We start from the raw sequence: 26,217 nt of genomic DNA, 5'->3' as shown, positions 1-26,217 counted from the left end.
CCTTACGCCACCTTGGCGCCTTCCAGGAAGTCCTGCGCGAAGCGCTGCAGCACGCCGCCGGCCTCGTAGATCGCCACTTCCTCGTCACTGTCCAGGCGGCAGGTGACCGGCACGATCACGTCCTGGCCGTCGCGGCGGTGGATGACCACGCGCAACTCGGCGCGCGGCGTGCGTTCACCGATGACGTCGAAGGTTTCGGTGCCATCGATGCCCAGGGTCAGGCGCGTGGTGCCCGGCTTGAACTCCAGCGGCAGCACGCCCATGCCGATCAGGTTGGTGCGGTGGATGCGCTCGAAGCCTTCGGCAACGATGGCCTCCACGCCGGCCAGGCGCACGCCCTTGGCGGCCCAGTCACGCGAAGAACCCTGCCCGTAGTCGGCACCGGCGATGATGATCAGCGGCTGCTTGCGCTCCATGTAGGTCTCGATGGCTTCCCACATGCGCATGACCTTGCCTTCCGGCTCGACGCGCGCCAGCGAACCCTGTTTCACGCTGCCATCTTCATTGCGCACCATCTCGTTGAACAGCTTCGGGTTGGCGAAGGTGGCGCGCTGCGCGGTCAGGTGGTCACCGCGATGGGTGGCGTAGGAATTGAAGTCCTCTTCCGGCAGGCCCATCTTCGCCAGGTATTCGCCAGCCGCACTCGAGGCCAGGATCGCGTTGGACGGCGACAGGTGGTCGGTGGTGATGTTGTCGGGCAACACCGCCAGCGCACGCATGCCGGCCAGCGAGCGCTCACCGGCCAATGCACCTTCCCAGTACGGCGGACGACGGATGTAGGTGCTCTGCGGGCGCCAGTCGTACAGCGGGCTCACCGCTGCGCCGTGTTCGACGCGTACGTTGAACATCGGGTTGTAGACGCTGCGAAACTGCTCCGGCTTCACCGCCGCCTTCACCACCGCATCGATCTCGGCATCACTCGGCCAGATGTCCTTCAGGCGCACCTCGTTGCCGTCGGTGTCCACGCCCAGCACATCCTTCTCGATGTCAAAGCGGATGGTGCCGGCGATGGCGTAGGCGATCACCAGTGGCGGCGAGGCCAGGAACGCCTGCTTCGCATATGGATGGATGCGGCCGTCGAAGTTGCGGTTGCCCGACAGTACCGCCGTGGCGTAAAGGTCACGGTCGATGATTTCCTGCTGGATCTTCGGATCCAGCGCGCCGCTCATGCCATTGCAGGTGGTGCAGGCGAAGGCAACGATGCCGAAGCCCAGCTTCTCCAGGTCCGGCAGCAGGCCCGCTTCTTCCAGGTACAGCTGCACTGCCTTGGAACCGGGTGCCAGCGACGACTTCACCCAAGGCTTGCGCAGCAGGCCGCGCTCGTTGGCCTTGCGTGCCAGCAGGCCGGCGGCGATCACGTTGCGCGGGTTGGAGGTATTGGTGCAGCTGGTGATGGCAGCGATGATCACCGCGCCATCGGGCATCAGGCCCTGTGCCTGTTCGGCCTTGCCGGCTTCCAGCTTGGCGGCATCGGCGATGCCACGCTCGACCAGTTCCGATACCGGCAGACGACGATGCGGATTGCTCGGGCCGGCCATGTTGCGCACCACCGTCGACAGATCGAAGTGCAGCACGCGCTCGTACTGCGCGGTGGCCAGGTCATCGGCCCACAGGCCGGTGCTGCGCGCGTAGTTTTCGACCAGTGCGACCTGCGTTTCCTCGCGACCGGTCAGGCGCAGGTAGTCGATGGTCTGGCCGTCGATGTAGAACATCGCGGCGGTTGCGCCGTATTCGGGACACATGTTGGAGATCGTGGCGCGATCACCGATGGTGAGTGCAGCAGCACCTTCGCCGAAGAATTCAAGCCAGGCGCCGACCACGCGCTCCTTGCGCAGGAACTCGGTCAGGGCCAGCACCACGTCGGTGGCGGTGATATCCGGCTGCGGCCGGCCGGTCAGCTCGACGCCGATGATGTCCGGCAGGCGCATCCACGACGCACGGCCCAGCATCACGTTCTCCGCTTCCAGGCCACCCACGCCGATGGCGATCACGCCCAGCGCATCCACGTGCGGGGTGTGGCTGTCGGTGCCCACGCAGGTATCGGGGAAGGCGACGCCGTCCTGCACGTAGATCACCGGCGACATCTTCTCCAGGTTGATCTGATGCATGATGCCGTTGCCCGGCGGAATCACGTCCACGTTTTCGAAGGCCAGCTTGGTCCAGTCGATGAAGTGGAAGCGGTCCTCGTTGCGACGGTCCTCGATGGCGCGGTTCTTCTCGAACGCCTGCGGATCGAAACCACCGCACTCCACTGCCAGCGAGTGATCGACGATCAGCTGCACCGGCACCACCGGGTTGACCTTGGCCGGATCACCGCCCTTGTCGGCGATCGCATCGCGCAGGCCGGCCAGATCCACCAGCGCGGTCTGGCCGAGGATGTCATGGCACACCACGCGCGCCGGGAACCACGGGAAATCCAGGTCGCGACGGCGCTCGATCAGCTGCTTCAGCGAGTCGGTCAGCGTGGCCGGATCGCAGCGACGTACCAGGTTCTCGGCCAGCACGCGCGATACGTACGGCAGCGTGGCGTAGGCACCAGGCTGGATCGCGTCGACGGCGGCGCGCGCATCGAAATAGTCCAGCGAGGCGCCGGGGAGGGTCTTGCGGTAATCGGTATTCATGGGCTGGCGGAATGCTCGTGGCGGGCCGGGTGCCGGCAATACGGCGGTGACGGCATCCGGCCGGCACGGGGCCGGCCGGATGCATGCAGCAGTGCAACAGTGGCGATGATCAGGAACGCTTGTCGATGGCCACGAAGTCGCGATCTTCCGGGCCGATGTAGTTGGCGCTCGGGCGGATGATCTTGCCGTCGATGCGCTGTTCGACGATGTGCGCGCTCCAGCCGGCGGTGCGGGCGATCACGAACAGGGGGGTGAACATCGCGGTCGGCACGCCCATCATGTGGTAGCTGACGGCGCTGAACCAGTCCAGGTTCGGGAACATCTTCTTGATGTCCCACATCACCGTTTCCAGGCGCTCGGCGATGTCGTACATCTTCATGCTCGACTGCTCTTCGGACAGTTCGCGGGCGACGTCCTTGATCACCTTGTTGCGCGGATCGGACACGGTGTAGACCGGGTGGCCGAAACCGATCACCACTTCCTTGCGCTCCACGCGGGCCTTGATGTCTTCCTCGGCTTCGTCCGGATTGTCATAGCGCTTCTGCACTTCGAACGCCACTTCGTTGGCGCCGCCGTGCTTGGGGCCGCGCAGCGCGCCGATGCCACCGCAGATCGCGCTGTACATGTCGCTGCCGGTGCCGGCAATGACGCGGCAGGCGAAGGTCGAGGCATTGAACTCGTGCTCGGCGTACAGGATCAGCGAGGTGTGCATCGCCTTCACCCACGAATCCTGCGGCTTCTCGCCGTGCAGCAGGTGCAGGAAGTGGCCACCGATGGAGTCATCGTCGGTTTCCACGTCGATCGCACGGCCGTTGTGGCTCCAGTGGTACCAGTACAGCAGCATCGAACCGAGGCAGGCCATCAGCTTGTCGGCGATGTCGCGCGCGCCCGGATGGTTGTGGTCGTCCTTCTCCGGCGCCACGCAGCCGAGCACGGACACGCCGGTGCGCATCACATCCATCGGGTGCGCCGACGGCGGCAGTTCTTCCAGCGCGGCCTTCACTGCAGCCGGAATGCCACGCAGCGACTTCAGCTTGGCCTTGTACGAAACCAGCTCGGCGCGGGTCGGCAGCTTGCCATGCACCAGCAGGTAGGCGATTTCCTCGAACTCGCTGGTGTTGGCCAGGTCCAGGATGTCGTAGCCACGGTAGTGCAGGTCGTTGCCACTGCGGCCGACGCTGCACAGCGCGGTGTTGCCGGCAGCGGTGCCGGACAGGGCGACGGACTTCTTGGGCTTGAAGGTCGGGGTTGCGGTCGTATCGTTCATGTTTCCCTCCGAAACTTGATGGTGCAGGGTACTGCTTATTTCTTGGCGGCGAACAGCGCATCGAGCTGCTGCTCGAAGGCGTGGTAGCCGATACGGTCATACAGCTCCTCGCGGGTCTGCATGCTGTCGATCAGGTTGCGCTGGTGGCCTTCGCGGCGGATCGTCTGGTAGACGTTCTCGGCGGCCTTGTTGGCGGCGCGGAACGCCGACAGCGGGAACAGCTGGATGGCCACGCCGGCCGAGGCCAGCTCGTCGCGGCTGAACAGCGGGGTCGCGCCGAATTCAGTGATGTTGGCCAGCACCGGCACCTTCACCGCGTCGACGAAGCGGCGGTAGGTATCCAGGTCATAGGCGGCCTCTGCGAAGATGCCGTCGGCACCGGCTTCGACGCAGGCGATGGCACGTTCGATGGCCTTGTCCACGCCGTCCACCTGGATGGCATCGGTGCGCGCGATCAGGAAGAAGTCCGGATCGGTCTTGGCATCGGCAGCGGCCTTCACGCGGTCGACCATTTCGCCCTGCGAGACGATCTCCTTGCCCGGGCGATGACCGCAGCGCTTGGCGCCGACCTGGTCTTCGATATGGCAGGCGGCCGCGCCAGCCTTGATCAGCGACTTCACCGTGCGCGCGATGTTGAACGCGCTGGGGCCAAAGCCGGTGTCGATGTCGACCATCAGCGGCAGGTCGCAGACGTCGGTGATGCGGCGCACGTCCACCAGCACGTCTTCCAGCGTGTTGATGCCGAGGTCCGGCAGGCCCAGCGAGCCGGCGGCTACGCCACCGCCGGACAGGTAGATGGCACGGAAACCCGCGCGCTTGGCCAGCAGCGCATGGTTGGCGTTGATCGCGCCGATCACCTGCAGCGGCGATTCGGCAGCCAGCGCCTCGCGGAAGCGGGCACCGGCGGAAGAGAGGGTCGAAACGGTCATGCGGCGATCCAGGTTGAAGGACACAGGGGTAGGCGCAAACACCATGCCAACCTGCAAGCGGTTGATTTCACGGGGATGACCGGCCCGCAACACTGAAACATATGAAACACTGAAACAGATGTATCATGAAACATCGCCTCCCGGTATCCGTCCATGTACCTGCCCCGCTCGCCCCTGCGCCACGCCGATGCCGACCCCGGCCGCCCGGTGATCTGGACGGTCAGCGTCTCGCGCCTGACCGGCCTGCTGGGCGATGTCATTCCCGAATTCGACCGCCGCGCGCGCATCGAGCAGATCAACCTGGGCTTCGAGGAGGCCGTGGAAGTGATCGGCCAGCGCCTGCGCCGCGAGCACTGCGACGTGGTGATTGCCGGCGGCTCAAACGCGGCCTGGCTGCGCGGTCGTCTGGACCTGCCGCTGGTACCGATCCACGCCAATGGCTTCGACCTGATGGAAGCGCTGGCGCGCGCCCGCCGCATCGCCCCACGCATCGGCCTGGTCACCCATGCCAGCGACGTGCCGGTGTTCAGCAGCTTCCAGCAGAGCTTCGGCCTGGACATCGAGCACCGCCGCTTCGTCACCCGCGAAGATGCCCGCGACTGCATCGCCGACCTGCGCGCCAACGGTATCGAAGTGATCGTCGGCACCGGCATGGCCATCGACCATGCCGAACAGGCCGGACTGCCCGGCGTGCTGCTGTACTCGGCTGATTCGGTGCGGCAGGCGTTCGAGCATGCGCTGGAGCTGACCCAGGCCATGGCCCGCTCCGGCGGCAGCCGGCCTGCTCCGCGCCGCCGCACCGCCGCACGCAACGATGCGCATGCCCTGCTCGGCGACAGCAATGCGATGGCCGACGTGCGCGCACAGATCGCGCTGTACGCCCCGCACGACAGCACCGTACTGGTTACCGGCGAGACCGGCACCGGCAAGGAACTGGTTGCACGCCAGCTGCACGCCGCCAGCGGTCGTCGCGGTCGCTTCGTTGCGCTGAACTGCGGTGCGATCAGCGAATCACTGCTGGAAGCGGAGCTGTTCGGCTACAGCGACGGCGCCTTCACCGGTGCGCGTCGCGGGGGGCGCGTCGGCCTGGTCGAGGCGGCCGATGGCGGTACGTTGTTCCTGGACGAGATCGGTGAACTGCCGCTGCCGCTGCAGACCCGCCTGCTGCGGGTGCTGGAAGAACGCGAAGTGCTGCGCGTGGGCGCCACCGAACCGACCCCGGTCGACCTGCGCGTGGTCGCCGCCACCCTGCAGTCGCTGGAGCAGCGCGCGGCGGCAGGCAGCTTCCGCCGCGACCTGTATTACCGGCTGGCCGCGCTGCGCATCGCACTGCCCACTTTGCGTGCGCGTCGAGGCGATATCCCGCTGTTGACCACGCACTTCTTCCGCGAACTGCGCGGCATCGATGCACCGCTGGATGCAGAAGCGCTGGCCCTGCTTAGCGCTGCCGACTGGCCGGGCAACGTACGTGAACTGCGCAACCTGGTGGATAGGCTGCGCATCCACTGGCAGCCCAGTGAAGGGCTGATCGATGCCGCGCGCCTGCTGCAGCTGGCGCCGGAGCTGGTGAACGAAGGCGCCACCACACTGCCGGTGGAAAGCAACGGCAAACACCCACCGCGTGCGCAGCTGCAAGCGCTGCTGCAGGAACACCGCAATGACCGCGAAGGCATGGCGCAGGCGCTGGGGGTGTCACGCACCACGCTGTGGCGATGGCTGCGCGCGGAGGGGCTGTAGAGTCGAGCCAAGCGCACACTGGTAGGTGTCAACCTTGGTTGACACGCGGCGATCGGGGCACCGGCACCACGCACTCTGCGCCAAAAGCCAACCCAGGTTGGCAGCTATCGGGGCGTTGCCGCATCCAGCGCCATGCGGAAATACACCACCCGCTCGGTTTCCTCGAAACCGCACGCGCGATGCGCGGCGTGCGCCTGTATGTCTTCCACGCGACTGTCAGAGGCCAGCTCGCTACAGCCGGCTGCACGCGCCCAGTCCTGCACGGCCGCCAGCAGGGCACGGCCCACGGCGTGGCCCTGCCAATGCGGCTGCACGTACCAGCCTTCCAGGAAGCCGACTGGCGAAGACTCGGTGCCGTTCACGTAGTCATGGCGCAGGCGCACTTCGGCAAACCCCACCGCTTCGCCATCGGCGAGACAGGGCAGGAACACCGCACCCTCGGCATCGGCCAGCGATTCCGCCAGCTCCTCCAGCGGATCATCGGCATCGGGCCACAGGCCCAGTCGCAGCTGCGCCCACGCCGCCGCATCGGCCGGCGTGGCCTGGCGGATCGTCGGCGCGGCGTCACTCACGGGTACAACAAGCGCTTGCTCCAGCGCCCTTCGGCACCGGCCTCATAGCACCAGCGCTCGTGCAGGCGGAACTGTGCGCCGTACCAGAACTCGATGCGGTCAGGCACCACCCGCAGACCACTCCAGCCGTCCGGACGTGGCACGTCCTTGCCCTCGAAGCGCGCCTCGACCTCGGCCACGCGCGCGTCGAACTCCTCCCGCGAGTTCAACGTCTTCGACTGCAGCGACGCCCACGCGCCGATCTGGCTCATGCGCGGACGACTGGCGAAATAGGCGTCGGCCTCGGCATCGGCCACCTGCTCCACGCGTCCCTCGATGCGCACCTGGATGCCGGCATCGCGCAGGCTGCGCCACAGGAACAGCAGCGCCGCCTGCGGATTGGCCTGCAGCTCGCGACCCTTGTGGCTGTCCAGGTGGGTATAGAACACGAAGCCGCGCTCATCGAACGCCTTCAACAACACGGTGCGCGCCGACGGCCGGCCCTGCGTATCGGCAGTGGCTACGGTCATCGCATTGGGCTCCACCTCGCGGCTCTGTTTCGCTTCTTCGAACAGGGCGGCAAAGGTCGACAGGGCTTCGGCGTACAGGTCGCTCATGACAGCATTCTTCTCACACGGTTTGGGCTATTGTGGCGGCATGGTCGCCGCTGCGTACATGCCCCAGGTGAAAGGATTCCCCGAAACAGTGGTCGAGCAGGCGCTGGATGACGCGCTGGGCAGCAGCGCAGCCGCTCCAGTATTGGCGATCAGCGGCCTGCAGGGGAGCGGCAAATCGACGCTGGCCGCGCAGGTGGTTGCCCGTGCCCAGGCGCGTGGCCTGAACGCCGCAACGCTGTCCATCGACGATGTCTACCTGACCCGGGCACAGCGCCAGCGCCTGGCCCGGCAGGTACATCCGTTGTTGATCACCCGTGGCCCACCGGGCACCCACGACCTGCCGCTGGCACATGCGGTACTGGACGCAGTAGCCGCACGAAAGCCTCTGGCCTTGCCCCGCTTCGACAAGCTGGCCGACGAGCGCCTGCCCGAAGCGCAGTGGCCGCAGCTGCAAACGCCGCTGGACCTGCTGGTGTTCGAGGGCTGGTTCCTGGGCACCCCGGCGCAGGACGATGCCGAACTGGATGTCCCGCTCAACGCCTTGGAGCGCGAGGCCGATGCCGATGGCCGTTGGCGGCGCTGGTGCAACCAGGCGCTGGCCCGCGACTATCAGGCGCTGTGGCAGCGTTGCGACCGCTTGTGGTTCCTGCAACCTCCTGATTTTTCGGTGGTGCCGCGTTGGCGCTGGCAGCAGGAGCAGAACCTGCAGGCGGCCCAGCCGGGGCGGCACGGTATGAACCGACCCCAGCTGGAGCGCTTCGTGCAGTACTACGAGCGGGTCAGCCGGCAGGCGTTGCGTGCGCTGCCGGCCATTGCCGACCGGGTAGTGGCGCTGGATGCCCAACGCCAGGTGCAAGGGCTGCGCTGAGCAGCCTCATTCCACCAGGAAGGTGACCCGCAGGTTCACCCGCCATTCGGTGATCTCACCGTTGCCGTCGGTGACCACCTTGGTCTCGTTGATCCAGGCGCCCTGGATGCCCTTGACCGTTCCGGACACCTTCTTCAATCCGCTGCGCACTGCGTCCTCCACGCTCTTGGGCGAGGACGCATTGATTTCGATGACCTTGGCAACCGACATGGCAGGCACTCCATCAGGCGCGGGATACCCCGCAGGAACCTCCACCCTGACGTGAAGAACGTAAAGGCCAAGGCACGGAGGTGTTAGCATCAGAGGGCATGAATCCCGCTCCGAACCTGATCCTGATCGGCCCGATGGGTGCCGGCAAAACCTGCATCGGCCGCCGCCTCGCCGAGCGCTTCACGCTGGACTTCGTCGACGTCGACCAGGCCATCGTCGATGCGACAGGGGCCAGCATTCCCACGATCTTCGAGCATTCCGGCGAAGCCGGCTTCCGTGCCCATGAGCGCCAGGCGCTGGCGCAGGTGCTGGCCGGCCGTGGCCAGCTGGTGTCCACCGGCGGCGGTGCCGTGCTTGACCCGGACAATCGCGCCCTGATCGCCAAGCGAGGCTTTGTCGTCTACCTGCGGGTCAGCGTCGCAGCCCAGCTGGAGCGCCTGTCACGCGACAAGGCCCGGCCACTGCTGCAGCAGCCGGACCGCGAACAGGTACTGCATGATCTGGCCGCGCATCGCGACCCGCTGTATCGCGACCTGGCCGATGTCACTCTTGATACCGACCCGTTTACCGCCGCCGATGCCACTGCCCAGCTTGTCGTCAAGCTGGCCACGCACTGGCAGCGACAGGACCCCACTGCATGACCTCCCCTGCCCTGCTGCAGGTCGCCGTTGGCGGCGACCGTCCCTATTCCATCACCATCGGTGCCGGCGCCCAGGCCGACGGCGCCGCACTGTCCAGCCATGTGCGTGGCCGCCATGTCCTGCTGGTCAGCGACAGCGAGGTTGCGCCACGCTATCTGGATGCCGTCAGGAAGACGCTGCTGGCCGCACGCCCGGACCTGATCATGGCTGAGCATGTGCTGGCCGCCGGCGAAGCCTCCAAGACCCTGGCCGAGTTCGGCTCGGTCATCGAGGCGCTGGCCGCGCTCGGCGCCACCCGCGATGCCTGCGTGTTCGCCCTCGGCGGCGGTGTGGTCGGCGATCTCGCCGGCTTTGCCGCGGCCTGCTGGATGCGCGGCATCGACTGCGTGCAGCTGCCGACCACGCTGCTGGCGATGGTCGATTCTTCGGTGGGCGGCAAGACCGCCGTGGATATACCGGCCGGCAAGAACCTGGTCGGTGCGTTCCACCCACCGCGTGCGGTGATCGCCGATACCCGCGTGCTGGCCACCCTGCCGCCGCGCGAGCTGCGCGCCGGCCTGGCCGAAGTGGTCAAGTACGGCGCACTGGGCGATGCGGTGTTCTTCGAGTGGCTGCAGCAGCATGCCGAGGCACTGGCGGCCGGCGAGGATGCGGTCATCGCCGAGGCCATCGCCCGCAGCTGCCGGCACAAGGCCGCCATCGTCGAGCGCGATCCCTTCGAGAAGGGCGAACGCGCCCTGCTCAATCTTGGCCATACCTTCGGCCACGCCATCGAAACCGAACAGGGCTACTCCGCACCGGGACGCGATGCACTGAACCACGGTGAAGCCGTAGCGGTGGGCATGGTGCTGGCGGCCCGTCTCTCCACCCACCTGGGCCTGGCCGACGACGCCGACCGGGTGCGCCTGCAGGCGCTGCTGGAACAGCTTGGCCTGCCGGTGGCAATCCCCGCCGGGCTGGACCCGCAGGCCCTGCTCGGCCGCATGCGCCTGGACAAGAAGAACGTGGCCGGCCGCCTGCGCCTGGTGCTGTGGCGTGGCATGGGCCGCGCCGAAGTCGTACCGGACGTGGACGAAGCGGCCGTACTGAAGGTGCTAAGCGCAGGCTGAGCGCTTCCGCGTTAGCCGGCCATGGCCCGGCGCTACCTGGGAGGTTTCATCAGGTTGCCGGCCAGCGGCCGGCACTTCCAGGTCAGCATTGCGGCAGGGCTCACCTCGCCCCCGCTACAATCGGTGCCATGCACGTCCACCTGCAACAACCCGCCGACGGTGCCCAGGCACCGCGCTTCCTGCGCCTGACCCTGGCCCCGGACCTGTTCGGCGGCTGGGAACTGCTGCGTGAATCCGGCCGCGTCGGCGCGCGCTCGCAGCTGCGGCGCGAGCTGTACCTGTCGGCCGACGAAGCCCGCCACGCCTACGACAAAGCCCGCGATGCCGAACTGCATCGGGGCTTCCAGATTCTTTCGCACGGCGACTGACTGCGCCGCTGCTCTTTTCGCCCAAGGAATGCCCACTGTGACCAGCCCTCTCCGCAACGATCGCCTGCTGCGCGCCCTGCGCCGCGAACCGGTGGACTGCACCCCTGTCTGGCTGATGCGCCAGGCCGGCCGCTATCTGCCGGAGTATCGCGCCACCCGGGCCAAGGCCGGCAGCTTCCTGGCCATGGCCAAGAACCCGGAGATCGCCTGCGAAGTCACCCTGCAGCCGCTGCGCCGCTTCCCGCTGGACGCGGCCATCCTGTTCTCGGACATCCTCACCATTCCCGATGCCATGGGCCTGGAGCTGTACTTCGTCGAAGGCGAAGGCCCGAAGTTCCGCCACCCGGTGCGCGATGAAGCGGCCATCGCCAGGCTGGCGGTGCCGGACATGGAGCAGGATCTGGGCTATGTGATGGACGCGGTGCGCCTGATCCGCCGCGAACTGGATGGCCAGGTGCCGCTGATCGGTTTCTCCGGCAGCCCGTGGACGTTGGCCTGCTACATGGTCGAAGGCGGCGGCAGCAAGGATTTCGCGCGCATCAAGGCAATGGCGCTGAACCATCCGCAGGCCCTGCACCGCCTGCTGGAAGTGACCACCGACGCGGTGATTGCCTACCTCGGCGCGCAGCGCGCGGCCGGTGCGCAGGCCCTGCAGGTGTTCGACACCTGGGGCGGCGTGCTGTCGCCGGCGATGTACCGCGAGTTCTCACTGCGCTATCTGCAGCGCATCGCCGAAGGCCTGGAGCGCGGCGAAGGCAGCGAGCGCACGCCGCTGATCCTGTTCGGCAAGGGCACCGGCCTGCACCTGGAAGCGCTGTCGCAGACCGGCGCCGATGCGCTCGGCCTGGACTGGACGCTGGACCTGGACGAAGCGCTGCGCCGCACCGGTGGCCGCGTAGCGCTGCAGGGCAACCTGGATCCGACCACGTTGTATGCCTCGCCTGATGCGATCGCCGCTGCGGCCGCACGCGTGCTCGATACCTATGCCGCCGGCAACGGTGGTTCGCGCGAGGGCCATGTGTTCAACCTGGGCCACGGCATGTCGCCGGACATGGACCCGGCCCATGTACAGGTGCTGGTCGACGCAGTGCACGCACACAGCCAACGCTGAGCATCGCGCAGGCAATCACGGCGCGATGTTGATCGCGCCGTGACCCGCAGTGCGCGATCATGGCGCCCCCACGTTGCCCCGGCCACGCCCCATGTCCACAGCGCCATCGACCTACACCCGCCAGCGTCCCCTGCTGTGGCTGGTTTCGCTGGCGATCTTCATGCAGATGCTGGACTCGACCATCGTCAACACGGCCTTGCCGGCGATGGCGGCCAGCCTCGGCGAAAGCCCCCTGCAGATGCAGTCGGTGGTCTTCAGCTACGCGCTGGCAGTGGCCACCTTCATTCCCGCCTCCGGCTGGATCGCCGACCGCTACGGCACCCGACGCACCTTCCTGGTGGCGATCATCCTGTTCACCCTAGGCTCGCTGGCCTGCGCGATGGCGCAGCAGCTGCATCAGCTGGTGGCCGCGCGCGTACTGCAGGGCATCGGCGGCGCGATGCTGCTGCCGGTCGGGCGCCTGGCGGTGATGCGCTCGGTGCCACGCGAGGACTTCCTGCGTGCGATGAGCTTCATCGCCATTCCCGCACTGGTGGGTCCGCTGATCGGCCCCACCCTGGGTGGTTGGCTGGTCGAGATCGCCTCGTGGCACTGGGTGTTCCTGATCAACCTGCCGATAGGCGTCATCGGCTTCATCGCGGCGATGAAGATCATGCCCGACCACTACGCCAGCCACCGCACCCGGTTCGACCTTCGCGGCTACGCCATGCTGGCCTTTGCGATGGTGGTGCTGTCGCTGGCACTGGACGGGATTTCCGGGCTCGGCACACCACACGCGCTGGTGATGCTGATGACCGTGGCCGGCCTGGCCGCGCTGGTCGGTTACTGGCTGCACGCGGCAAATTCAACGGCACCGCTGTTCTCCCTGGTACTGTTCCGCGTGCCCAGCTACCGCATCGGCATTCTCGGCAACCTGTTCTCGCGCATCGGCAGCAGTGCCATGCCGATGCTGATCCCGCTGCTGCTGCAGGTCGGCCTGGGCCTGGGACCGATGAACGCCGGCCTGATGATGGTACCCGTGGCCGCCGCAGGCATGGTGTCGAAGAAGCTGGCGGTGAAACTGGTCGAACGCTACGGCTATCGCCGCGTGCTGATGACCAACACCGTGCTGGTGGGCCTGGCGATGGCCAGCTTCATCCTGATGACACCGGGCCAGCACCTGGCCGTGCGCCTGCTGCAGCTGGCGTTCTTCGGCGCAGTCAATTCGCTGCAGTTCACCGTGATGAACACCGTCACCCTGCGCGACCTCGACCGCGAGTTCGCCAGTTCCGGCAACAGCCTGCTGTCGATGGTGATGATGCTCGCCGCCGGCTTCGGTGCAGCCGCCGCAGGCAGCCTGCTGGCCGCATTCGGCACGCAGCTGGAAAGCCACGGCGCGACGGCGGCACTGCATGCCACGTTCCTGTGCGTGGGCGCGATCACGCTCACCTCGACGCTGATCTTCTGGCAGCTGCCGGACACCAAGCCCGAACCGCGCCAGGTAGAAGAAGTAGCGGAGTAGAGGGTTCGACAGGGCTGCGCCCTGCACCTGCAGATGCCACTGCGCAAGCAACAGCAACGGCAACAGCGGGCTATCCGTGGGATGGTGGGGTGGTGTCGGATTACGGGGACGCCGCAAGTACGTCCCTGTAGGCTTGGCAGCCGCTTGCTCGTGTGCGCTTTCCTGCGCACACGGCAAGACCGGGGTTGGGCGTCCTGCCCAACCCGCCCGAGGCATGCCTCGGGCCCATGCGGCTGACACCCCGCAATCCGACACCGCCCCACCTCCGACGGATTTCCGCGATCTGCAGTAGATCCACGCCATGCGTGGATGAATCTCCATTGGAAATCGAATATCTCGAAAAGCATCCACGCGTGGCGTGGATCTACTGGTCGACCAAGGTCGACACCTGCCAACAGCATCACAGAACGCGGTTCCGACAGATCGTAGGAATCTGTCGAAGGCCGTGAGCGCCATGGATGGCGCGACCGAGCTTACATGGACGTACTTGCAGCGTCCCCCGCNACCGGACCCACCCCGCCATCCCACGGAATGCCAGCTTTTGCTTTTGCTTTTGCTTTTGCTTTTGCTTTGCCGTTGATTCGGCGGGTGCAGGGCGCAGCCCTGCCGAACCCCTACCTCCCCAGCACGCGGGCGATCGCTTCCACCAGCAGCTCACCGGTCACCGGCTTGCGCAGGAAGCCCCCGATGCCGGCCGCTTCTACCTGCTGCTGCAGGTCCGGGTCGGTACGCGCGGTAACCGCCAGCAGCGGCAGCGTGTAACCCTGGTTGCGCAGATGCTGGGCCAGTTCGAAACCGCTCAGGCCCGGCAGATCCAGATCGAGCAGGCCGACATCGAAATCACCCGCGCTGATTTCACGCAGCGCAGCCAGCGCGTGGGCCGCGTGGACCACCTCATGGCCACGGGTGGTCAGCAGCCCACACATCACATCGGCCACGGTTGCATCATCCTCCACCAGCAACACCCGTAGCGGCGGCATGTTGACCGCAGCAGCGGCGGCGTCACAGTCGGCACCTCCGTCGCTGGCCGCACCCTGCTGCAGCGGCAGCGGCAGGCTGACACCGAAGCAGGTACCACTTCCCAGCTGGCTTTCCACCCGGATCCGGCCCTGCATGGCAAGCGCCAGTTCGCGGCAGATCGCCAGGCCCAGGCCGCTGCCGCCGTACTGCGCTGCGGTGCGCGCACCGTCGGCCTGCTCGAAGCGCCGGAACAACCGTTGCTGCTGCTCCTGGCTGATGCCCGGACCGGTATCACGCACCTCGAAATACAGCCCACGCGGCCCTTCCTCGCAACGCGCGTGCAGCGTGATGCTGCCGCGGCTGGTGAACTTGACCGCGTTGGACAGCAGGTTGAGCAGGATCTGCCGCACCCGCATTGCATCGCCGGTCGCCTGCAGCCCTGCCGGCAACTGGTTGTCGAGGATGAACCGCAGGCCTTTCTGCGCAGCCAGTGGCCCCATCAGCGCGGCCAGATCCTGCAGCAGGCGATGGAGACCGAACGCATTGGACTGCAGTTCCAGGCGCCCCGATTCGATCCGCGCCAGGTCCAGCGCATCGTTGACCAGGTGCAGCAGATGCTCACCCGCATGCCGGATCGACTGGGTATAGCCGCGCTGCTGCGGATCCAGCGGCGAGGCCAGCAGCAGTTCACTCATGCCCAGCACCCCGGTCATCGGCGTGCGGATCTCATGGCCGAGATTGGCAAGGAAGCGCGTCTTGGCCGCCGATGCGTGTTCGGCCAGATCCTGCTTGTGCAGGGCGAGCTGGTAGGCGTGCTGGCGCTGCAGCCGGCGGCGGTACAACCAGGCGAACCAGCTGGTCAGCAGCAACCCGATCGAGGCCAGCACCAGCAGGCCGGACAAGCTGCGCCACCACGGCGGCTGCACGTGGAATTCCAGGGTCTGCACCCGCGACCACACGTGGTCGGCCGAGCGCGCCTGCACTTCCAGCCGGTAGGCGCCGGGTGGCAGGCGCGAGAACAGGCGCTCGCCTGCCGGGCCCACCTCGACCCAATCCGGGTCGTAGCCGGCCAGCCGGTAGCGGTAGGTGTTGGAAGCCGAATCGGCGAAGGACAACAGGCGCGCGACGATACGCAGGTCGCGGTCGCCATCGGCGATCTGCAGCGGCGAGTCATGGGTCAGGTCCAGCAGTTGCTCGTTGCGACGCACCTCCACCCGCTCGATCACCAGCGGCGCACGCCGGGTGGAAGGCCGCACCTGCTCGGGATCGAACACGACCACACCGGCGGGTGTACCCGCCACCATGCGCCCCGCCGAGGAGGCGATCAGGGTGTGTTCGCGGAACTCCTGGCTGGGCAGCCCATCGTGCACCCCGTACAGGCGTACGCTCTCGCCATCGGCACTCACCCGCACCAGGCCGCGGGCGCTGGTGGCCCACGCTACGCCCTGCGCATCGACCACCAGGCCGGTAGCGGAAATCGCCGGATAGCCCTGCTCGGCGCCCACTACCGCCTGCCGTTCCAGCCGGCCCTGGCTCCAGAGATACCGCGACAGGCGACCGTCCTCGGACAACCAGACCTGGCCGTCCTTGCCCACGTGCAGGGCGTACACCGCCGTGGCCGGCGCACCGGGCACCGGCTGGAAGCGCTGCGCATCCGGCTGCCATTGCAGCAGGCCGCGGCTGCTGGCCAGCCAGATCCGGTCCTGCGGGCCGCATTCCACGTCCAGATTGAGCTGACCGGCCTGCAGACCGTCCTGGCCGTTTTCCAGCCGCCGGCGCACGCGCCCGTCCAGATCACGCTGCTGCAGGCCCGCCGACAGCATCAACCACAGGCTGTCGCCATCGCAGGTCATCATCGCCTCGATGTTGCCTTCCATGGTCGCGTCCGCGCCCGAGTCCCGCCCCCAGCGCCGCAGCTCGCCACGACGCGGGTCGTAGCGCATCAGGGCATCGGTCGACCCCACCCACACCTGGCCCCGTCGGTCTTCGCGCACCGAGGTCAGCCAGTGCATGCCGTTGACGAAGGTGCGGTGCTGCTCGATCACGCCCGTGCGCGGATTGAAGCGGTCCAGCGCGCCATGGCTGCCGACCGTCCACACACCACCATTGCTGGAGGGGCTGGTACCGAGCACATAGGAATTGCGCAGCGAGGAAGGATCATCCTCCAGCCGCGAAAACACCGAGAACTGCCACCAGCGCGGAAGCAGGTGCCACAGGCCGGCATTGGTGCTGGCCAGCCAGATGCCGCCTTCGCGGTCCTCATAGGCGCCGGTCCAGTTCGGCCGCACCAGGCCACGGGCGATGGCGCTGTACAGCGGTACGGTCTGGTAGCGGCCATCGATGCCCCGGCCCAGGCCGCTGCGCGTGTCCAGCCAGTGCCCGCCCTGCTCGTCGCGCAGCATCATGCCCAGCACCTGGTCGCCGGCGGGCAAGGTCCAGGGCCCGGATTCGAAACGGCCATCCGGGCGCCGCACCGTGGCCCCGGCCAGCGTGCTGATCCAGAGGCTGCCGTCGGGTTCCGGGGTCAGTCCATTGATCAGCAGGCTGGGCACCAGGTCGCCGCCGATGCGTTCGAAATCGGTACCGGTCCAGCGCGCCACGCCATGCTTGGTGCCGACCCACAGGCTGCCATCGGCAAGCGTGGCCAGGTAGGGCACCGACGCGGCCGGCAGACTGCGCGGGTTGTTCGCTTCGGGCAGGAACCGCTGCAGACGGTCATTGCTGTCCAGCCGGTACAGGCCGCCCTCGTGGGTGCCGAACCAGATCGCGCCATCCGGCGTCGCAGCCAGGCTCCAGACAGTATTGCTGCCCATCAGCGGCTGGCTGCTGCGGTCGTAGAAGCGCAGCTGGCGGCGATCGGCCGACATCCGCACCAGGCCGGCATTTTCAGTGCCGATCCACAGCTCGTTGCGGGCATCGACCAGCACGCTCCAGATGCGGTTGTCGCGCAGGCCGTCTTCGGAACGCCAGATGCGGTAGTTGCGCCCGTCGTAACGGGCCAGGCCATCGTTGGTGGCAATCCACAGGTAGCCGTAGCGGTCTTCGGCCATGCGGTTGACGGTGTTCGATGGCAACCCGTCGAACACGGTGACCTGCCGCGGCGAAGGTGGCACCGGCTGCGCGGCAGCGGGCACCAGGCAGCACAGCAGCAGCATCAGCAGCGTCACTGCCCGCAGATACACCACCGATGGCCTCCTCACGCTGCTGTTGATGATGCCCACGCCGTGGGCGTCGGCATGGTAAACCGAAAGTTGCGCGATTCACGCCGAAGGATGCCGTACTCAGCTGATGATCTGGCGTTTACTGCGCGCCTGGGCAATCGCCGCCACCAGCAGATCGCCGGTCACCGGCTTGCGCAGGAAACCATCGAATCCGGCCGCAAGCACCTGCGTCTCGGCATAGGCATCCGAGCGCGCGGTAACGGCCACCAGCGGCAGTTCGTAGCCCATCGCGCGCAGCTGGCGGGCGATGGCGGTGCCATCGAGTGCCGGCAGGTCGAGGTCGAGCAGGCCGACGTCGAACCCCTCGGTGGATATCTCCGACAGTGCGCCCAGGCCATGCAGCACGTGCACCACCTCATGGCCACGGCTGCGCAGCAGCCCGGCGATGACCTCGGCAACGGTGGCATCATCCTCGACCAGCAGGATGCGCAGCGCAGGCAGCGTCGGCGACACTGCCTGGCCAGGGCTGGAGGCCTGCTGCCGGCTCCACGGCAGCGGCAGCCGCACGGCGAAACGTGCGCCACGCCCCGGCTGGCTGTCGACGTCAATGCGACCGCCCATCGCCACCGCCAGTTCCTGGCAGATCGCCAGGCCCAGCCCGCTGCCGCCATAGCGCGAGGCGGTACGCGGGCCATCGGCCTGTTCGAAGCGGTGGAACAGGCGCTGCTGCTGCTCGGCATTGATGCCCGGTCCGCTGTCACTGACCTCGAACGTCACCGCACCGCCGTCCTCATCCAGGCGCGCCGCCAGACCGACATGGCCGCGTTCGGTGAACTTGATCGCGTTGCCCAGCAGGTTCAGCAGGATCTGGCGGATGCGCATCTCGTCGCCACTGACACAGATCGGGCCTGGCAATGCCTCCCCGCGCTGGAACGCCAGCCTGCGCTGTTGTGCCATCGGCTGCATCAATGCCTGCACCTGGTCCAGCAGTCCGCTCAGATCGAACGGGCGGATGTCCAGTTCAAGCCGGCCGGCCTCGATCCGGGCCAGGTCCAACGCATCGTTGACCAGCCGCAGCAGATGGCTGCCTGCCTGCTGGATCGAGCCGGCATAGCCGCGCTGCACCGGGTCCAGTTCGGTGGCCAGCAGCAGTTCGCTCATGCCCAGTACGCCGGTCATCGGCGTGCGTACTTCGTGGCCCAAGGTCGCCAGGAAGCGGCTCTTGGCCTGCGATGCCTGCTCGGCGATCTGCTGCTTGTGCACCGTCAACTGCCACTGCTGCCGTCGCCGCAACCGCCTGCGGATCGACCACAGCAGTGCCAACAGCAACAGCGAGCCCAGCATCGCATAGCCGAAAATCGCCATGCCGCTGCGCCACCAGGGTGGCAGTACCTTGATGTGCAACTGCTGCGAGGGCGTCCACGGACCACTGTCCGTCGCGGCCTGCACCTCGATGGCGTAGGCGCCGGGCGGCAGCCGCGACAGTGTGCGTTGGCCGTCCCCGCCCTGTTCCACCCAGTTCTGGTCGTATCCCTGCACGCGGAACCGGTAGCGGTTGCCCTGCGGGTTGGCGTAGGACAGCAGCCGTGCATCGATCTGCAGGTCACGGTCGTCCGGCCCCAGCAACAGCAGGCCGGAGGTCGGCAAGGGCTGCCAGCCACGCGCATCATCGCGACGGACGCGAACCTGCGCGATCACCAGTTGCGAGGGCGGCAGCTCGACGTCGGCAGCGTTCGGATCGAAGCCCACCATGCCGGTCTGGGTAACGGCCAGCACCCGGCCATCGGCATCGATTGCCGGAGGGCGTCCGGTGAACTCGGCATCAAGCAGGCCGTTGCGCTCATTGAAGATCTGCAGGCGACGCTGTTTAGGATCCCAGCGCAGCAGGCCGCGGGGCGTCGTCGCCCACAACTGGCCGTTCCGGGCCAGGGCCAGCCCTCCCATGCTGACCGGCGGCACGCCGGCACTGGCATCGACACGCTGGATCAGGCGCAAACTGAGGCCATCCCACTGGTAGCGCTCGAATGCGCCCTGTCGTGCGATCCACAACTGCCGCGGATCGATCCATACCAGATCGTAGATGGGCCCCCTGGAAACGCCGGGGACCGCTTCGAAGCGGTCTCCCTGCTCGCGCCAGATGCCCATTTCCCCGACCACCCAGGCGTGCCCGCTGGCATCGAAGCGGATCTGCTCGACCGGCGCGTCGGTGCTGCCTCGCAGCGTAGCGCCGGCGAAACTACGCAGCAGGCGGCCGTCGGCACCGCGCTGTTGCAGGCCCAGGCTCATCACCGATACCCAGACCGTGCCATCGGGCGCCTGCCGCATCAGATCGATCCGCTGCCGAAGGTCGGCGCCGCCGCCAATGCGCCAGTCGCGCAGCACACCGGTGGCCGGGTCGTAGACGCTGATGCGCCCCGCGCGGCCGAGCCACAGCCTGCCGTCGGGACGTGGCAGTACCGACCACACCGCGCCACTGCCCAGTTCGCGGTCGCTGGCCAGCAGGCTCAACGTCCCCTGTGCATCGATCTGGTAGACGCCATGGGCGGAACCGACGTAGTAGCTGCGACCGTCGCTGGCGGCACTCAACAGGTACTGGCTGTCCAGCGGCTTGCCATCGAACTGGTACCAGGTTGAAAAGCGTCGCCAGTCGGGCGGCAGATAAGCCAGGCCCTGGGTCAGCAATGCGACCCACAGACCTCCCTCATGGTCCTGCATCAGGTCGAGCACGCCACTATGGCCGGTCAGGAAACCACTGCCACGGTCGCCTTCCAACCTGCGCAGCACCTGGCCGTCACCACGCAGCAGGCCATCGGAGGTTCCCGCCCAGTAGCCTCCGTGGCTGTCGGCCAGGACCAGCGCCGAGCGCAGGCGGGCACTGTCGGCCCAGGCCGGTCGCGTCACCCGATCCTGCGCATCGATGCGATACAGGCCGTCGTTCTGCGTACCGACCCAGATCGCGCCATCTGCATCGCGGCTCAGCCGCAGCACGCTCACCGCCGCCAGTTCGCGCTGCGCCACGGCTTCGAAGGCGTGGCCGTTCCAGCGCGCCACACCGGCTTCGGTGCCCACCCACAGCCGTCCCTGCGCATCCACCAGACTGCTGAAGACGGTGTCACTCGGCAGACCGCCGGGCTGCGCCTGATCATGCTGGAAATGGCGCAGCGAGCCGTCTTCGCCGACGCGGCAGACCCCATGGCTGCTGCTGCCGACCCATAGCGCATCCTCGGCGTAGGCCAGGGTCCAGAACTGTCCCTGGCACCCTTCAGTGACGGAGTCGAAGGTCTTGAAGCGTTCGCGGTCGGCATCCAGCCGGGCCAGCCCCTTGCCGTTGATGCCAACCCATACGCGGTCGAGCGGGTCGACCAGCAGCGTTTCGATCTCGTTGCCGGGCAGCGAATCCGGTTGTGCCGGGTCGTGCTGCCAGACCCGCAGCTCACCGCCGTCATAGCGGGCCAGGCCGCCGTCGGTGGCGGCCCACACGCGGCCCTGTCGGTCTTCGGCCAGCGCCACCACCATGCGCGAGGGCAATCCCTCGGCCGCGCCGAAACGGCGCAGGCGCGGTGTTTCACCGGCCATGTCCAAGGTCGCCGCTGCAGCCGAAAGCGCCAACAGCACCAGACCTGCTCCTGCAATGCCTTGGCACCACCGGCGCCAGCCGCTCGTCATCCTGAACCCCCTGTCCTGTGCCGATTGTCACACAGGGCTGCGGCCATCGCTGCAACAGCCTGTTTCCGGCCACATCGGCACCACGAACTGTTGCAGCCGTGCACACAGCGTTGCGCGGGGGCTATGGGTATGATCGAACGGTCTTTTTCCCGGAGCCCCCCGCCGATGCGCCACTGCCTGGCCCTGCTGCCGATGCTGCTTGCCGTGGCCCCCGCCTGGGCGGGCAACGAGGCCTACCGCATCGATCCGGTGCACACCCGTGTGCTGTTTGCGATCGACCATGCCGGCTACTCGCAGGCGCTGGGTACGATCTCCGGAAGCCAGGGCCAGTTGCAGTTCGATAGCGACAACTGGCGCGTTGCGACACTGGACGTCGAGATTCCGGTGTCGCGATTGGACCTTGGTGATGCCAAGTGGAACCAGGCAACCCTGGCACGCAGCCTGCTCGATGGCGAACGCTTCCCCACCGCCCGCTTCGTCTCCCGCCATGTCGAACCGATCGACGCCACACATGCCCAGGTGACCGGCACGCTGACCCTGCGCGGGGTCAGCCAGGAGGTCACGCTGGAAGTGACCTTGAACCAGATCAAGCGCTATCCGCTGCCACCCTTCCGGCGTACGGCCGGCTTCTCCGCCACCACCACGCTGAGCCGGCGTGCCTTCGGCATCACCGCCTGGCCGGGCGTGATCGGTGATGCGGTACAGGTGCGGATCGAGGCTGAAGCCACGCTCGACCGCAGCGACCGTGCGGGAACTCCCACGCCCCAACCCCACTCCGACAGCCAGACGGCCACCAAGGACCCTTCATGACCGCCAAGAACACCCCTGCCTCCTGGGGGAGTGTCAGCCAGACCCTGCACTGGCTGATCGCACTGCTGATTCTCGCCCTGGGCATCGTCGGCCTGACCATGGGCGAGCTGCCGAAGACGCCCAAGTATTTCTGGGTCTATACCGCGCACAAGTCGATCGGCATCACCGTGCTGGCACTGGTGGTGCTGCGCCTGGGCTGGCGCCTGTATGCCGGTGCCCCCAAGCCGGTACCCGGCGTGCCGGGCTGGCAGGAGCGCATCGCCAGCGCCACCCATGTGCTGCTGTATGTGCTGATGTTCGCCATCCCGCTGTCGGGCTGGCTGTACGACTCGGCCAGCGGCCTGCGTCCGTTCCGCTGGTTCGGTCTGGTCGATGTGCCCAAGCTGAGCGGGCCGGACCCGCAGGTCGTGGCGGTATCCCATGCCCTGCACGAATACGGCTTCTGGCTGTTGATTGCGGTAGTGCTGGCCCATGCCGGTGCTGCCTTCTACCACCACCTGTTCCAGCGCGATGCCACCCTGTCCCGGATGTTGCCGCGTGGCTGGCTCGCCTCTCCCCAGAAGGACTGACAGATGAACCTGAAACTGACCACCCCGGCCGCTGTGGCCGCCGCCCTCGCCGGCATGCTCGCCACTGCACCGGTGCTCGCCGCCGATTACGCCCAGGCGCCGGGTGCCGGTTCCTTCCTGGCCTTTGCCACCAAGTACGACGGTGAAGTGTTCACCGGCAGCTTCCCGGGCTTTGCCACCAAGCTCAGCTTCGATCCGGCCAATCCGTCCGCAGGTTCGCTGGACGTGGTGATTCCGCTGGCCGGCGCCAAGAGCGGCAACAGCGACCGCGACTCCACCCTGCAGGGCGCGGATTTCTTCAACGTCGGCAAGTTCGCTACCGCACGCTACACCGCCAAGGGCTTCCGCGCGCTCGGCAACGACCAGTTCGCCGCCGATGGCACGCTGGAACTGCGCGGCGTGAGCAAGCCGGTCACCTTCACTTTCACCTGGAAGCCCGGCGCGCAGCCGGTGCTGACCGGCAAGGCCACGGTCAAGCGCCTGGACTTCGGCGTCGGCGGCGGCGACTGGGCTGATACCAAGACCATCCCGGACGAAACCGCGATCAGCACGATCGTGAAGTTCGACGCGAAATAAGACGCCTTCGTCCTGGTAGCGCCGGGCCATGCCCGGCGGCTTCCACCGCTGGCCGCGCTTGGCGCTCGCCGGGCATGGCCCGGCGCTACCTGCCCGCCAACAGCCAGGCCTGCACCGTGGCCGCATCGAACGGCCAGTCCAGCTCCCGCCCGCCGCGCTCATCGCGCAGCACCGGCACCCGCGCCCCATAGCGCGCCTCCAGCGCAGGCTGGTCATCGAGGAACACCGATTCGAACTCGGGCGCCCGCGCCCTGGCCAGTTCGGCCAGGGCCATGTCACACAGATGGCAGTCGTCGCGCTGGAACAGGGTCAACACCGGGGTTTGCTCGCTTGGCGGAAATGCTGCGCCGCAGTCATGGAAGTGCGGCATGAACCGCTAGAATAGCGGTCTCTCCCGGTACCCGCAGTACGGCAACCATGGCTGTCAGCACGTTCGACGTTTTCAAGATCGGCATTGGCCCGAGCTCCTCGCACACTGTCGGGCCGATGAGGGCCGCCGAGCGCTTCATCCATCGGTGGCTGCTCGACCCGGGCAAGCTTGCGCAGGTCGCGCGCATCCGTGCCGACGTGTACGGCTCGCTGGCACTGACCGGTCGCGGCCATGGCACCGACAAGGCGATCCTGCTCGGCCTGGAAGGGCAGCGTCCGAACCTGATCGACCCGGACATCATTCCGTCCACGCTGGAGCGCATCCGCAGCAGCAAGCGGATCATGCTGATGGGCCAGCACGAGATCGCCTTCGACGAAAAGCGCGACCTCGGCCTGAACAAGCGGCAGAAGCTGCCGTACCACACCAACGGCATGCGCTTCACCGCGTACAACGCCGATGACGAAGTGCTGGCCACCCGCGATTACTACTCGGTCGGTGGTGGCTTCGTGGTCAACCAGGACGATGCGGCAGACGACCGTATCGTGCCTGACGAAACGCCACTGCCCTACCCGTTCAAGAGCGGCGATGAGCTGCTGGCGCAGACCGCGCGCAGCGGCCTGAGCATCGCCCAGTTGATGTTCGAGAACGAGAAATGCTGGCGCAGCGAAGACGAGATCCGCGACAACCTGCGCGAGATCTGGAGCGCAATGCAGGCCTGCGTGGCGCGCGGCATCCGCGAGGAAGGCGTGCTGCCGGGTGGCCTGAAAGTGGGCCGCCGCGCGCCGGCGCTGTACCGCGAGCTGTCGTCGAAGCCGGAAGCGGCGATGCGCGACCCGCTGACCACGCTGGACTGGGTCAACCTGTACGCGCTGGCGGTGAACGAAGAGAACGCTGCCGGTGGCCGCGTGGTCACCGCACCCACCAACGGCGCGGCGGGTGTACTGCCGGCGGTGCTGCACTACTTCGACCGCTTCTGCCCGGGCGCGAACGAACAACGGGTGTTCGACTTCCTGCTGACCTCGGCGGCGATCGGCATCCTGTACAAGGAAAACGCCTCGATCTCTGGCGCCGAAGTGGGCTGCCAAGGCGAGGTCGGCGTTGCCTGTTCGATGGCCGCCGGTGGCCTGGTCGCGGCGCTGGGTGGCAACCCGAGCCAGATCGAGAACGCGGCGGAAATCGGCATGGAGCACAACCTGGGCCTGACCTGCGATCCGATCGGTGGCCTGGTGCAGATTCCGTGCATCGAGCGCAACGCGATGGGTGCGGTGAAGGCGATCAACGCCTCGCGCATGGCCATGCGCGGCGACGGCAAGCACAAGGTGTCGCTGGACAAAGTCATCAAGACCATGCGCGATACCGGCCGCGACATGCAGGACAAGTACAAGGAAACCAGCCGCGGCGGGCTGGCGGTGAACGTCATCGAGTGCTGATGGTCGGCAGGGCCGGGCATCGACCCGGCTCTGCAGTACCGTTCTCGACCGGGCAACACCGTCACCGTTTTCCGGTTAGGCTCGGGCATCCCCCTGCCCCGGAATGTCCCATGCGCGTGATCGCCACCGCCCTGCTTGCCTGCCTTCCGCTGTCCGCTCTCGCTGCGCCAACCTACGGGCCGCGGCTGGAGGGCTTCGACTACGGCTATCCAGTGAAGACCTTTGCACTGGAATCGCAGCGTCAGGCGCTGGAGATGGCCTATCTGGATGTTGCGCCGAAGAAGAAGCCGATCGGCGTGGTGGTGCTGCTGCATGGCAAGAACTTCTGCGCGGCAACCTGGAAGGAGACGATCAAGCCGCTGGTGGCGGCAGGCTACCGGGTGATCGCGCCGGACCAGGTGGGTTTCTGCAAATCCAGCAAGCCCGAGCGCTACCAGTATTCCTTCGGGCAGCTGGCCGACAATACCCATGCGCTGCTGCAGCAGCTGCAGCTGGGTGATGTACCGGTGCATGTGGTCGGCCATTCGATGGGCGGCATGCTGGCCATCCGTTATGCGCTGATGTATCCGCAGGACATGCGCAGTCTTTCGCTGGTCAATCCGATCGGGCTGGAGGACTGGAAGGCGCTGGGCGTGCCCTGGCGCAGCGTGGACGCGTGGTATGCCGGCGAAATGAACATCAACTATGACAGCATCCGCCGCTACCAGCTGGATGTGTACTACGACGGCAAGTGGAAGCCGGCGTACGAACCGTGGGCGCGCATGCAGTCGGGCATGTACGAAGGCGCGGGCAGGCATCAGGTGGCCTGGAGCCAGGCACTGACCTCGGACATGGTGTTCAACCAACCCGTCGTCTACGAACTGAAGAACCTGCAGGTGCCGACCACCTTGTTCATCGGCCAGAAGGACCGCACGGCGATCGGCCGTGACCAGGCATCGCCCGAACTGAAGGCGACGCTGGGCAACTACCCGGAATTGGGCAAAGCGGCAGCGGCGGCGATACCCGGCTCGACCCTGGTCGAGTTCGCGGCACTGGGCCATTCGCCGCAGGTGCAGGACCCGAAGCAGTTCAATGCCGCATTGTTGAAGGCCCTCAAGGCGCGTTGAAGTTCCATAGCCGCCGGGCATGGCCCGGCGCTACCAGGA

At 67.1% G+C, this 26,217-nt stretch carries 21 protein-coding genes; 12 read left to right on the top strand and 9 right to left on the bottom strand.

Annotated features, from left to right (window positions below):
• Nucleotides 1-2: 2 nt before the first annotated feature.
• The 3 genes from acnD to prpB all read right to left on the bottom strand — a co-directional run bounded on the left by acnD (nucleotide 3) and on the right by prpB (nucleotide 4,817).
• Nucleotides 3-2,621: a Fe/S-dependent 2-methylisocitrate dehydratase AcnD gene (gene acnD / locus TEP_RS04620; RefSeq protein ID WP_132824437.1), complete on the bottom strand. Its 2,619-nt coding sequence runs from the start codon at nucleotides 2,619-2,621 to the stop codon at nucleotides 3-5.
• Nucleotides 2,622-2,730: 109 nt separating this feature from the next.
• Nucleotides 2,731-3,888, bottom strand: a complete 1,158-nt coding sequence (gene prpC / locus TEP_RS04615) for a 2-methylcitrate synthase (protein WP_025877010.1) — start codon at nucleotides 3,886-3,888, stop codon at nucleotides 2,731-2,733.
• Between the two features lie 35 nt (nucleotides 3,889-3,923).
• Entirely contained in the window at nucleotides 3,924-4,817 is an 894-nt protein-coding gene (gene prpB / locus TEP_RS04610) for a methylisocitrate lyase (RefSeq protein ID WP_080148858.1), read from the bottom strand.
• A 153-nt stretch (nucleotides 4,818-4,970) separates the two neighbouring features.
• On the opposite strand from prpB, the gene prpR reads away from it, so the two are divergent.
• Complete coding sequence (gene prpR, locus TEP_RS04605; protein ID WP_132824436.1) at nucleotides 4,971-6,554, top strand: propionate catabolism operon regulatory protein PrpR; 1,584 nt, start codon at nucleotides 4,971-4,973, stop codon at nucleotides 6,552-6,554.
• 104 nt (nucleotides 6,555-6,658) lie between these two features.
• On the opposite strand, the gene aacA is transcribed toward prpR, so the two are convergent.
• Both aacA and pdxH read right to left on the bottom strand, forming a co-directional pair.
• Nucleotides 6,659-7,126: an aminoglycoside 6'-N-acetyltransferase gene (gene aacA, locus TEP_RS04600; protein ID WP_132824435.1), complete on the bottom strand. Its 468-nt coding sequence runs from the start codon at nucleotides 7,124-7,126 to the stop codon at nucleotides 6,659-6,661.
• Complete coding sequence (gene pdxH / locus TEP_RS04595) at nucleotides 7,123-7,722, bottom strand: pyridoxamine 5'-phosphate oxidase (protein WP_132824434.1); 600 nt, start codon at nucleotides 7,720-7,722, stop codon at nucleotides 7,123-7,125. Before pdxH ends, aacA begins: the two co-directional genes overlap by 4 nt.
• Before the next feature lie 40 nt (nucleotides 7,723-7,762).
• Here pdxH and TEP_RS04590 point away from each other — a divergent pair, with 40 nt between their 5' ends.
• Nucleotides 7,763-8,590, top strand: coding sequence for a kinase (locus TEP_RS04590; RefSeq protein ID WP_132824433.1), 828 nt, complete (start codon nucleotides 7,763-7,765; stop codon nucleotides 8,588-8,590).
• Nucleotides 8,591-8,596: 6 nt separating this feature from the next.
• Here the strand turns inward: TEP_RS04590 and TEP_RS04585 are convergent, their stop codons facing one another.
• On the bottom strand, nucleotides 8,597-8,800 hold the full coding sequence (locus TEP_RS04585) for a dodecin family protein (protein WP_025876997.1): 204 nt from the start codon (nucleotides 8,798-8,800) through the stop codon (nucleotides 8,597-8,599).
• A gap of 98 nt (nucleotides 8,801-8,898) precedes the next feature.
• Here TEP_RS04585 and TEP_RS04580 point away from each other — a divergent pair, with 98 nt between their 5' ends.
• The 5 genes from TEP_RS04580 to mdtD all read left to right on the top strand — a co-directional run bounded on the left by TEP_RS04580 (nucleotide 8,899) and on the right by mdtD (nucleotide 13,530).
• A complete protein-coding gene (locus TEP_RS04580) occupies nucleotides 8,899-9,441 on the top strand; it encodes a shikimate kinase (RefSeq protein ID WP_132824432.1) in 543 nt (180 codons plus the stop codon).
• Entirely contained in the window at nucleotides 9,438-10,550 is a 1,113-nt protein-coding gene (gene aroB, locus TEP_RS04575; RefSeq protein WP_132824431.1) for a 3-dehydroquinate synthase, read from the top strand. The genes TEP_RS04580 and aroB overlap by 4 nt, the downstream gene beginning before the upstream one ends.
• 128 nt (nucleotides 10,551-10,678) lie before the next feature.
• Nucleotides 10,679-10,918, top strand: coding sequence for a WGR domain-containing protein (locus TEP_RS04570; protein WP_132824430.1), 240 nt, complete (start codon nucleotides 10,679-10,681; stop codon nucleotides 10,916-10,918).
• Nucleotides 10,919-10,946: 28 nt separating this feature from the next.
• The gene (gene hemE, locus TEP_RS04565) at nucleotides 10,947-12,029 is read left to right on the top strand and encodes a uroporphyrinogen decarboxylase (RefSeq protein ID WP_032951968.1); all 1,083 of its coding nucleotides are present in this window, start codon (nucleotides 10,947-10,949) and stop codon (nucleotides 12,027-12,029) included.
• A 91-nt stretch (nucleotides 12,030-12,120) separates the two neighbouring features.
• Nucleotides 12,121-13,530 (top strand): multidrug transporter subunit MdtD, encoded by a 1,410-nt coding sequence (gene mdtD, locus TEP_RS04560; RefSeq protein WP_132824429.1) that lies wholly within the window; start codon nucleotides 12,121-12,123, stop codon nucleotides 13,528-13,530.
• Between the two features lie 614 nt (nucleotides 13,531-14,144).
• Here the strand turns inward: mdtD and TEP_RS04555 are convergent.
• Together TEP_RS04555 and TEP_RS04550 are read right to left on the bottom strand one after the other, a co-directional pair.
• Nucleotides 14,145-17,675, bottom strand: a complete 3,531-nt coding sequence (locus TEP_RS04555; RefSeq protein ID WP_132824428.1) for a hybrid sensor histidine kinase/response regulator — start codon at nucleotides 17,673-17,675, stop codon at nucleotides 14,145-14,147.
• A 96-nt stretch (nucleotides 17,676-17,771) separates the two neighbouring features.
• On the bottom strand, nucleotides 17,772-21,317 hold the full coding sequence (locus TEP_RS04550) for an ATP-binding protein (protein ID WP_132824427.1): 3,546 nt from the start codon (nucleotides 21,315-21,317) through the stop codon (nucleotides 17,772-17,774).
• Between the two features lie 165 nt (nucleotides 21,318-21,482).
• On the opposite strand from TEP_RS04550, the gene TEP_RS04545 reads away from it, so the two are divergent.
• The 3 genes from TEP_RS04545 to TEP_RS04535 are packed head-to-tail and all read left to right on the top strand — an operon-like array spanning nucleotide 21,483 to nucleotide 23,272.
• Complete coding sequence (locus TEP_RS04545) at nucleotides 21,483-22,127, top strand: YceI family protein (protein ID WP_132824426.1); 645 nt, start codon at nucleotides 21,483-21,485, stop codon at nucleotides 22,125-22,127.
• The gene (locus tag TEP_RS04540) at nucleotides 22,124-22,696 is read left to right on the top strand and encodes a cytochrome b (RefSeq protein WP_132824425.1); all 573 of its coding nucleotides are present in this window, start codon (nucleotides 22,124-22,126) and stop codon (nucleotides 22,694-22,696) included. Before TEP_RS04545 ends, TEP_RS04540 begins: the two co-directional genes overlap by 4 nt.
• A gap of 3 nt (nucleotides 22,697-22,699) precedes the next feature.
• A complete protein-coding gene (locus TEP_RS04535; protein WP_025877832.1) occupies nucleotides 22,700-23,272 on the top strand; it encodes a YceI family protein in 573 nt (190 codons plus the stop codon).
• 85 nt (nucleotides 23,273-23,357) lie between these two features.
• Here the strand turns inward: TEP_RS04535 and TEP_RS04530 are convergent, their stop codons facing one another.
• Nucleotides 23,358-23,588 (bottom strand): glutaredoxin family protein, encoded by a 231-nt coding sequence (locus tag TEP_RS04530; protein WP_025877830.1) that lies wholly within the window; start codon nucleotides 23,586-23,588, stop codon nucleotides 23,358-23,360.
• 101 nt (nucleotides 23,589-23,689) lie between these two features.
• Between TEP_RS04530 and TEP_RS04525 the strand changes: the two genes are divergently transcribed.
• Entirely contained in the window at nucleotides 23,690-25,072 is a 1,383-nt protein-coding gene (locus TEP_RS04525) for an L-serine ammonia-lyase (RefSeq protein WP_025877828.1), read from the top strand.
• 110 nt (nucleotides 25,073-25,182) lie between these two features.
• Nucleotides 25,183-26,178 carry an alpha/beta hydrolase gene (locus TEP_RS04520; RefSeq protein WP_132824424.1) on the top strand — a complete coding sequence of 332 codons (996 nt, stop codon included), beginning with the start codon at nucleotides 25,183-25,185 and terminating at the stop codon, nucleotides 26,176-26,178.
• Nucleotides 26,179-26,217: the final 39 nt, after the last annotated feature.

Origin of the sequence: Stenotrophomonas sp. TEPEL, from assembly GCF_004348785.1 — a bacterium.
GTDB lineage: Bacteria > Pseudomonadota > Gammaproteobacteria > Xanthomonadales > Xanthomonadaceae > Stenotrophomonas > Stenotrophomonas indicatrix.
Note: the sequence above shows the minus strand (reverse complement) of the source record. Positions and strands in the feature narration are given on the sequence as shown.

Bases quoted from the DNA above. Each gene is read 5' to 3' on its own strand.
- acnD (WP_132824437.1), bottom strand. From the start codon at position 2,621: ATGAATACCGATTACCGCAAGACCCTCCCCGGCGCCTCGCTGGACTAT.
- prpC (WP_025877010.1), bottom strand. From the start codon at position 3,888: ATGAACGATACGACCGCAACCCCGACCTTCAAGCCCAAGAAGTCCGTC.
- prpB (WP_080148858.1), bottom strand. From the start codon at position 4,817: ATGACCGTTTCGACCCTCTCTTCCGCCGGTGCCCGCTTCCGCGAGGCG.
- prpR (WP_132824436.1), top strand. From the start codon at position 4,971: ATGTACCTGCCCCGCTCGCCCCTGCGCCACGCCGATGCCGACCCCGGC.
- pdxH (WP_132824434.1), bottom strand. From the start codon at position 7,722: ATGAGCGACCTGTACGCCGAAGCCCTGTCGACCTTTGCCGCCCTGTTC.
- TEP_RS04590 (WP_132824433.1), top strand. From the start codon at position 7,763: ATGGTCGCCGCTGCGTACATGCCCCAGGTGAAAGGATTCCCCGAAACA.
- TEP_RS04585 (WP_025876997.1), bottom strand. From the start codon at position 8,800: ATGTCGGTTGCCAAGGTCATCGAAATCAATGCGTCCTCGCCCAAGAGC.
- TEP_RS04580 (WP_132824432.1), top strand. From the start codon at position 8,899: ATGAATCCCGCTCCGAACCTGATCCTGATCGGCCCGATGGGTGCCGGC.
- aroB (WP_132824431.1), top strand. From the start codon at position 9,438: ATGACCTCCCCTGCCCTGCTGCAGGTCGCCGTTGGCGGCGACCGTCCC.
- TEP_RS04570 (WP_132824430.1), top strand. From the start codon at position 10,679: ATGCACGTCCACCTGCAACAACCCGCCGACGGTGCCCAGGCACCGCGC.
- hemE (WP_032951968.1), top strand. From the start codon at position 10,947: ATGCCCACTGTGACCAGCCCTCTCCGCAACGATCGCCTGCTGCGCGCC.
- mdtD (WP_132824429.1), top strand. From the start codon at position 12,121: ATGTCCACAGCGCCATCGACCTACACCCGCCAGCGTCCCCTGCTGTGG.
- TEP_RS04550 (WP_132824427.1), bottom strand. From the start codon at position 21,317: ATGACGAGCGGCTGGCGCCGGTGGTGCCAAGGCATTGCAGGAGCAGGT.
- TEP_RS04545 (WP_132824426.1), top strand. From the start codon at position 21,483: ATGCGCCACTGCCTGGCCCTGCTGCCGATGCTGCTTGCCGTGGCCCCC.
- TEP_RS04540 (WP_132824425.1), top strand. From the start codon at position 22,124: ATGACCGCCAAGAACACCCCTGCCTCCTGGGGGAGTGTCAGCCAGACC.
- TEP_RS04535 (WP_025877832.1), top strand. From the start codon at position 22,700: ATGAACCTGAAACTGACCACCCCGGCCGCTGTGGCCGCCGCCCTCGCC.
- TEP_RS04525 (WP_025877828.1), top strand. From the start codon at position 23,690: ATGGCTGTCAGCACGTTCGACGTTTTCAAGATCGGCATTGGCCCGAGC.
- TEP_RS04520 (WP_132824424.1), top strand. From the start codon at position 25,183: ATGCGCGTGATCGCCACCGCCCTGCTTGCCTGCCTTCCGCTGTCCGCT.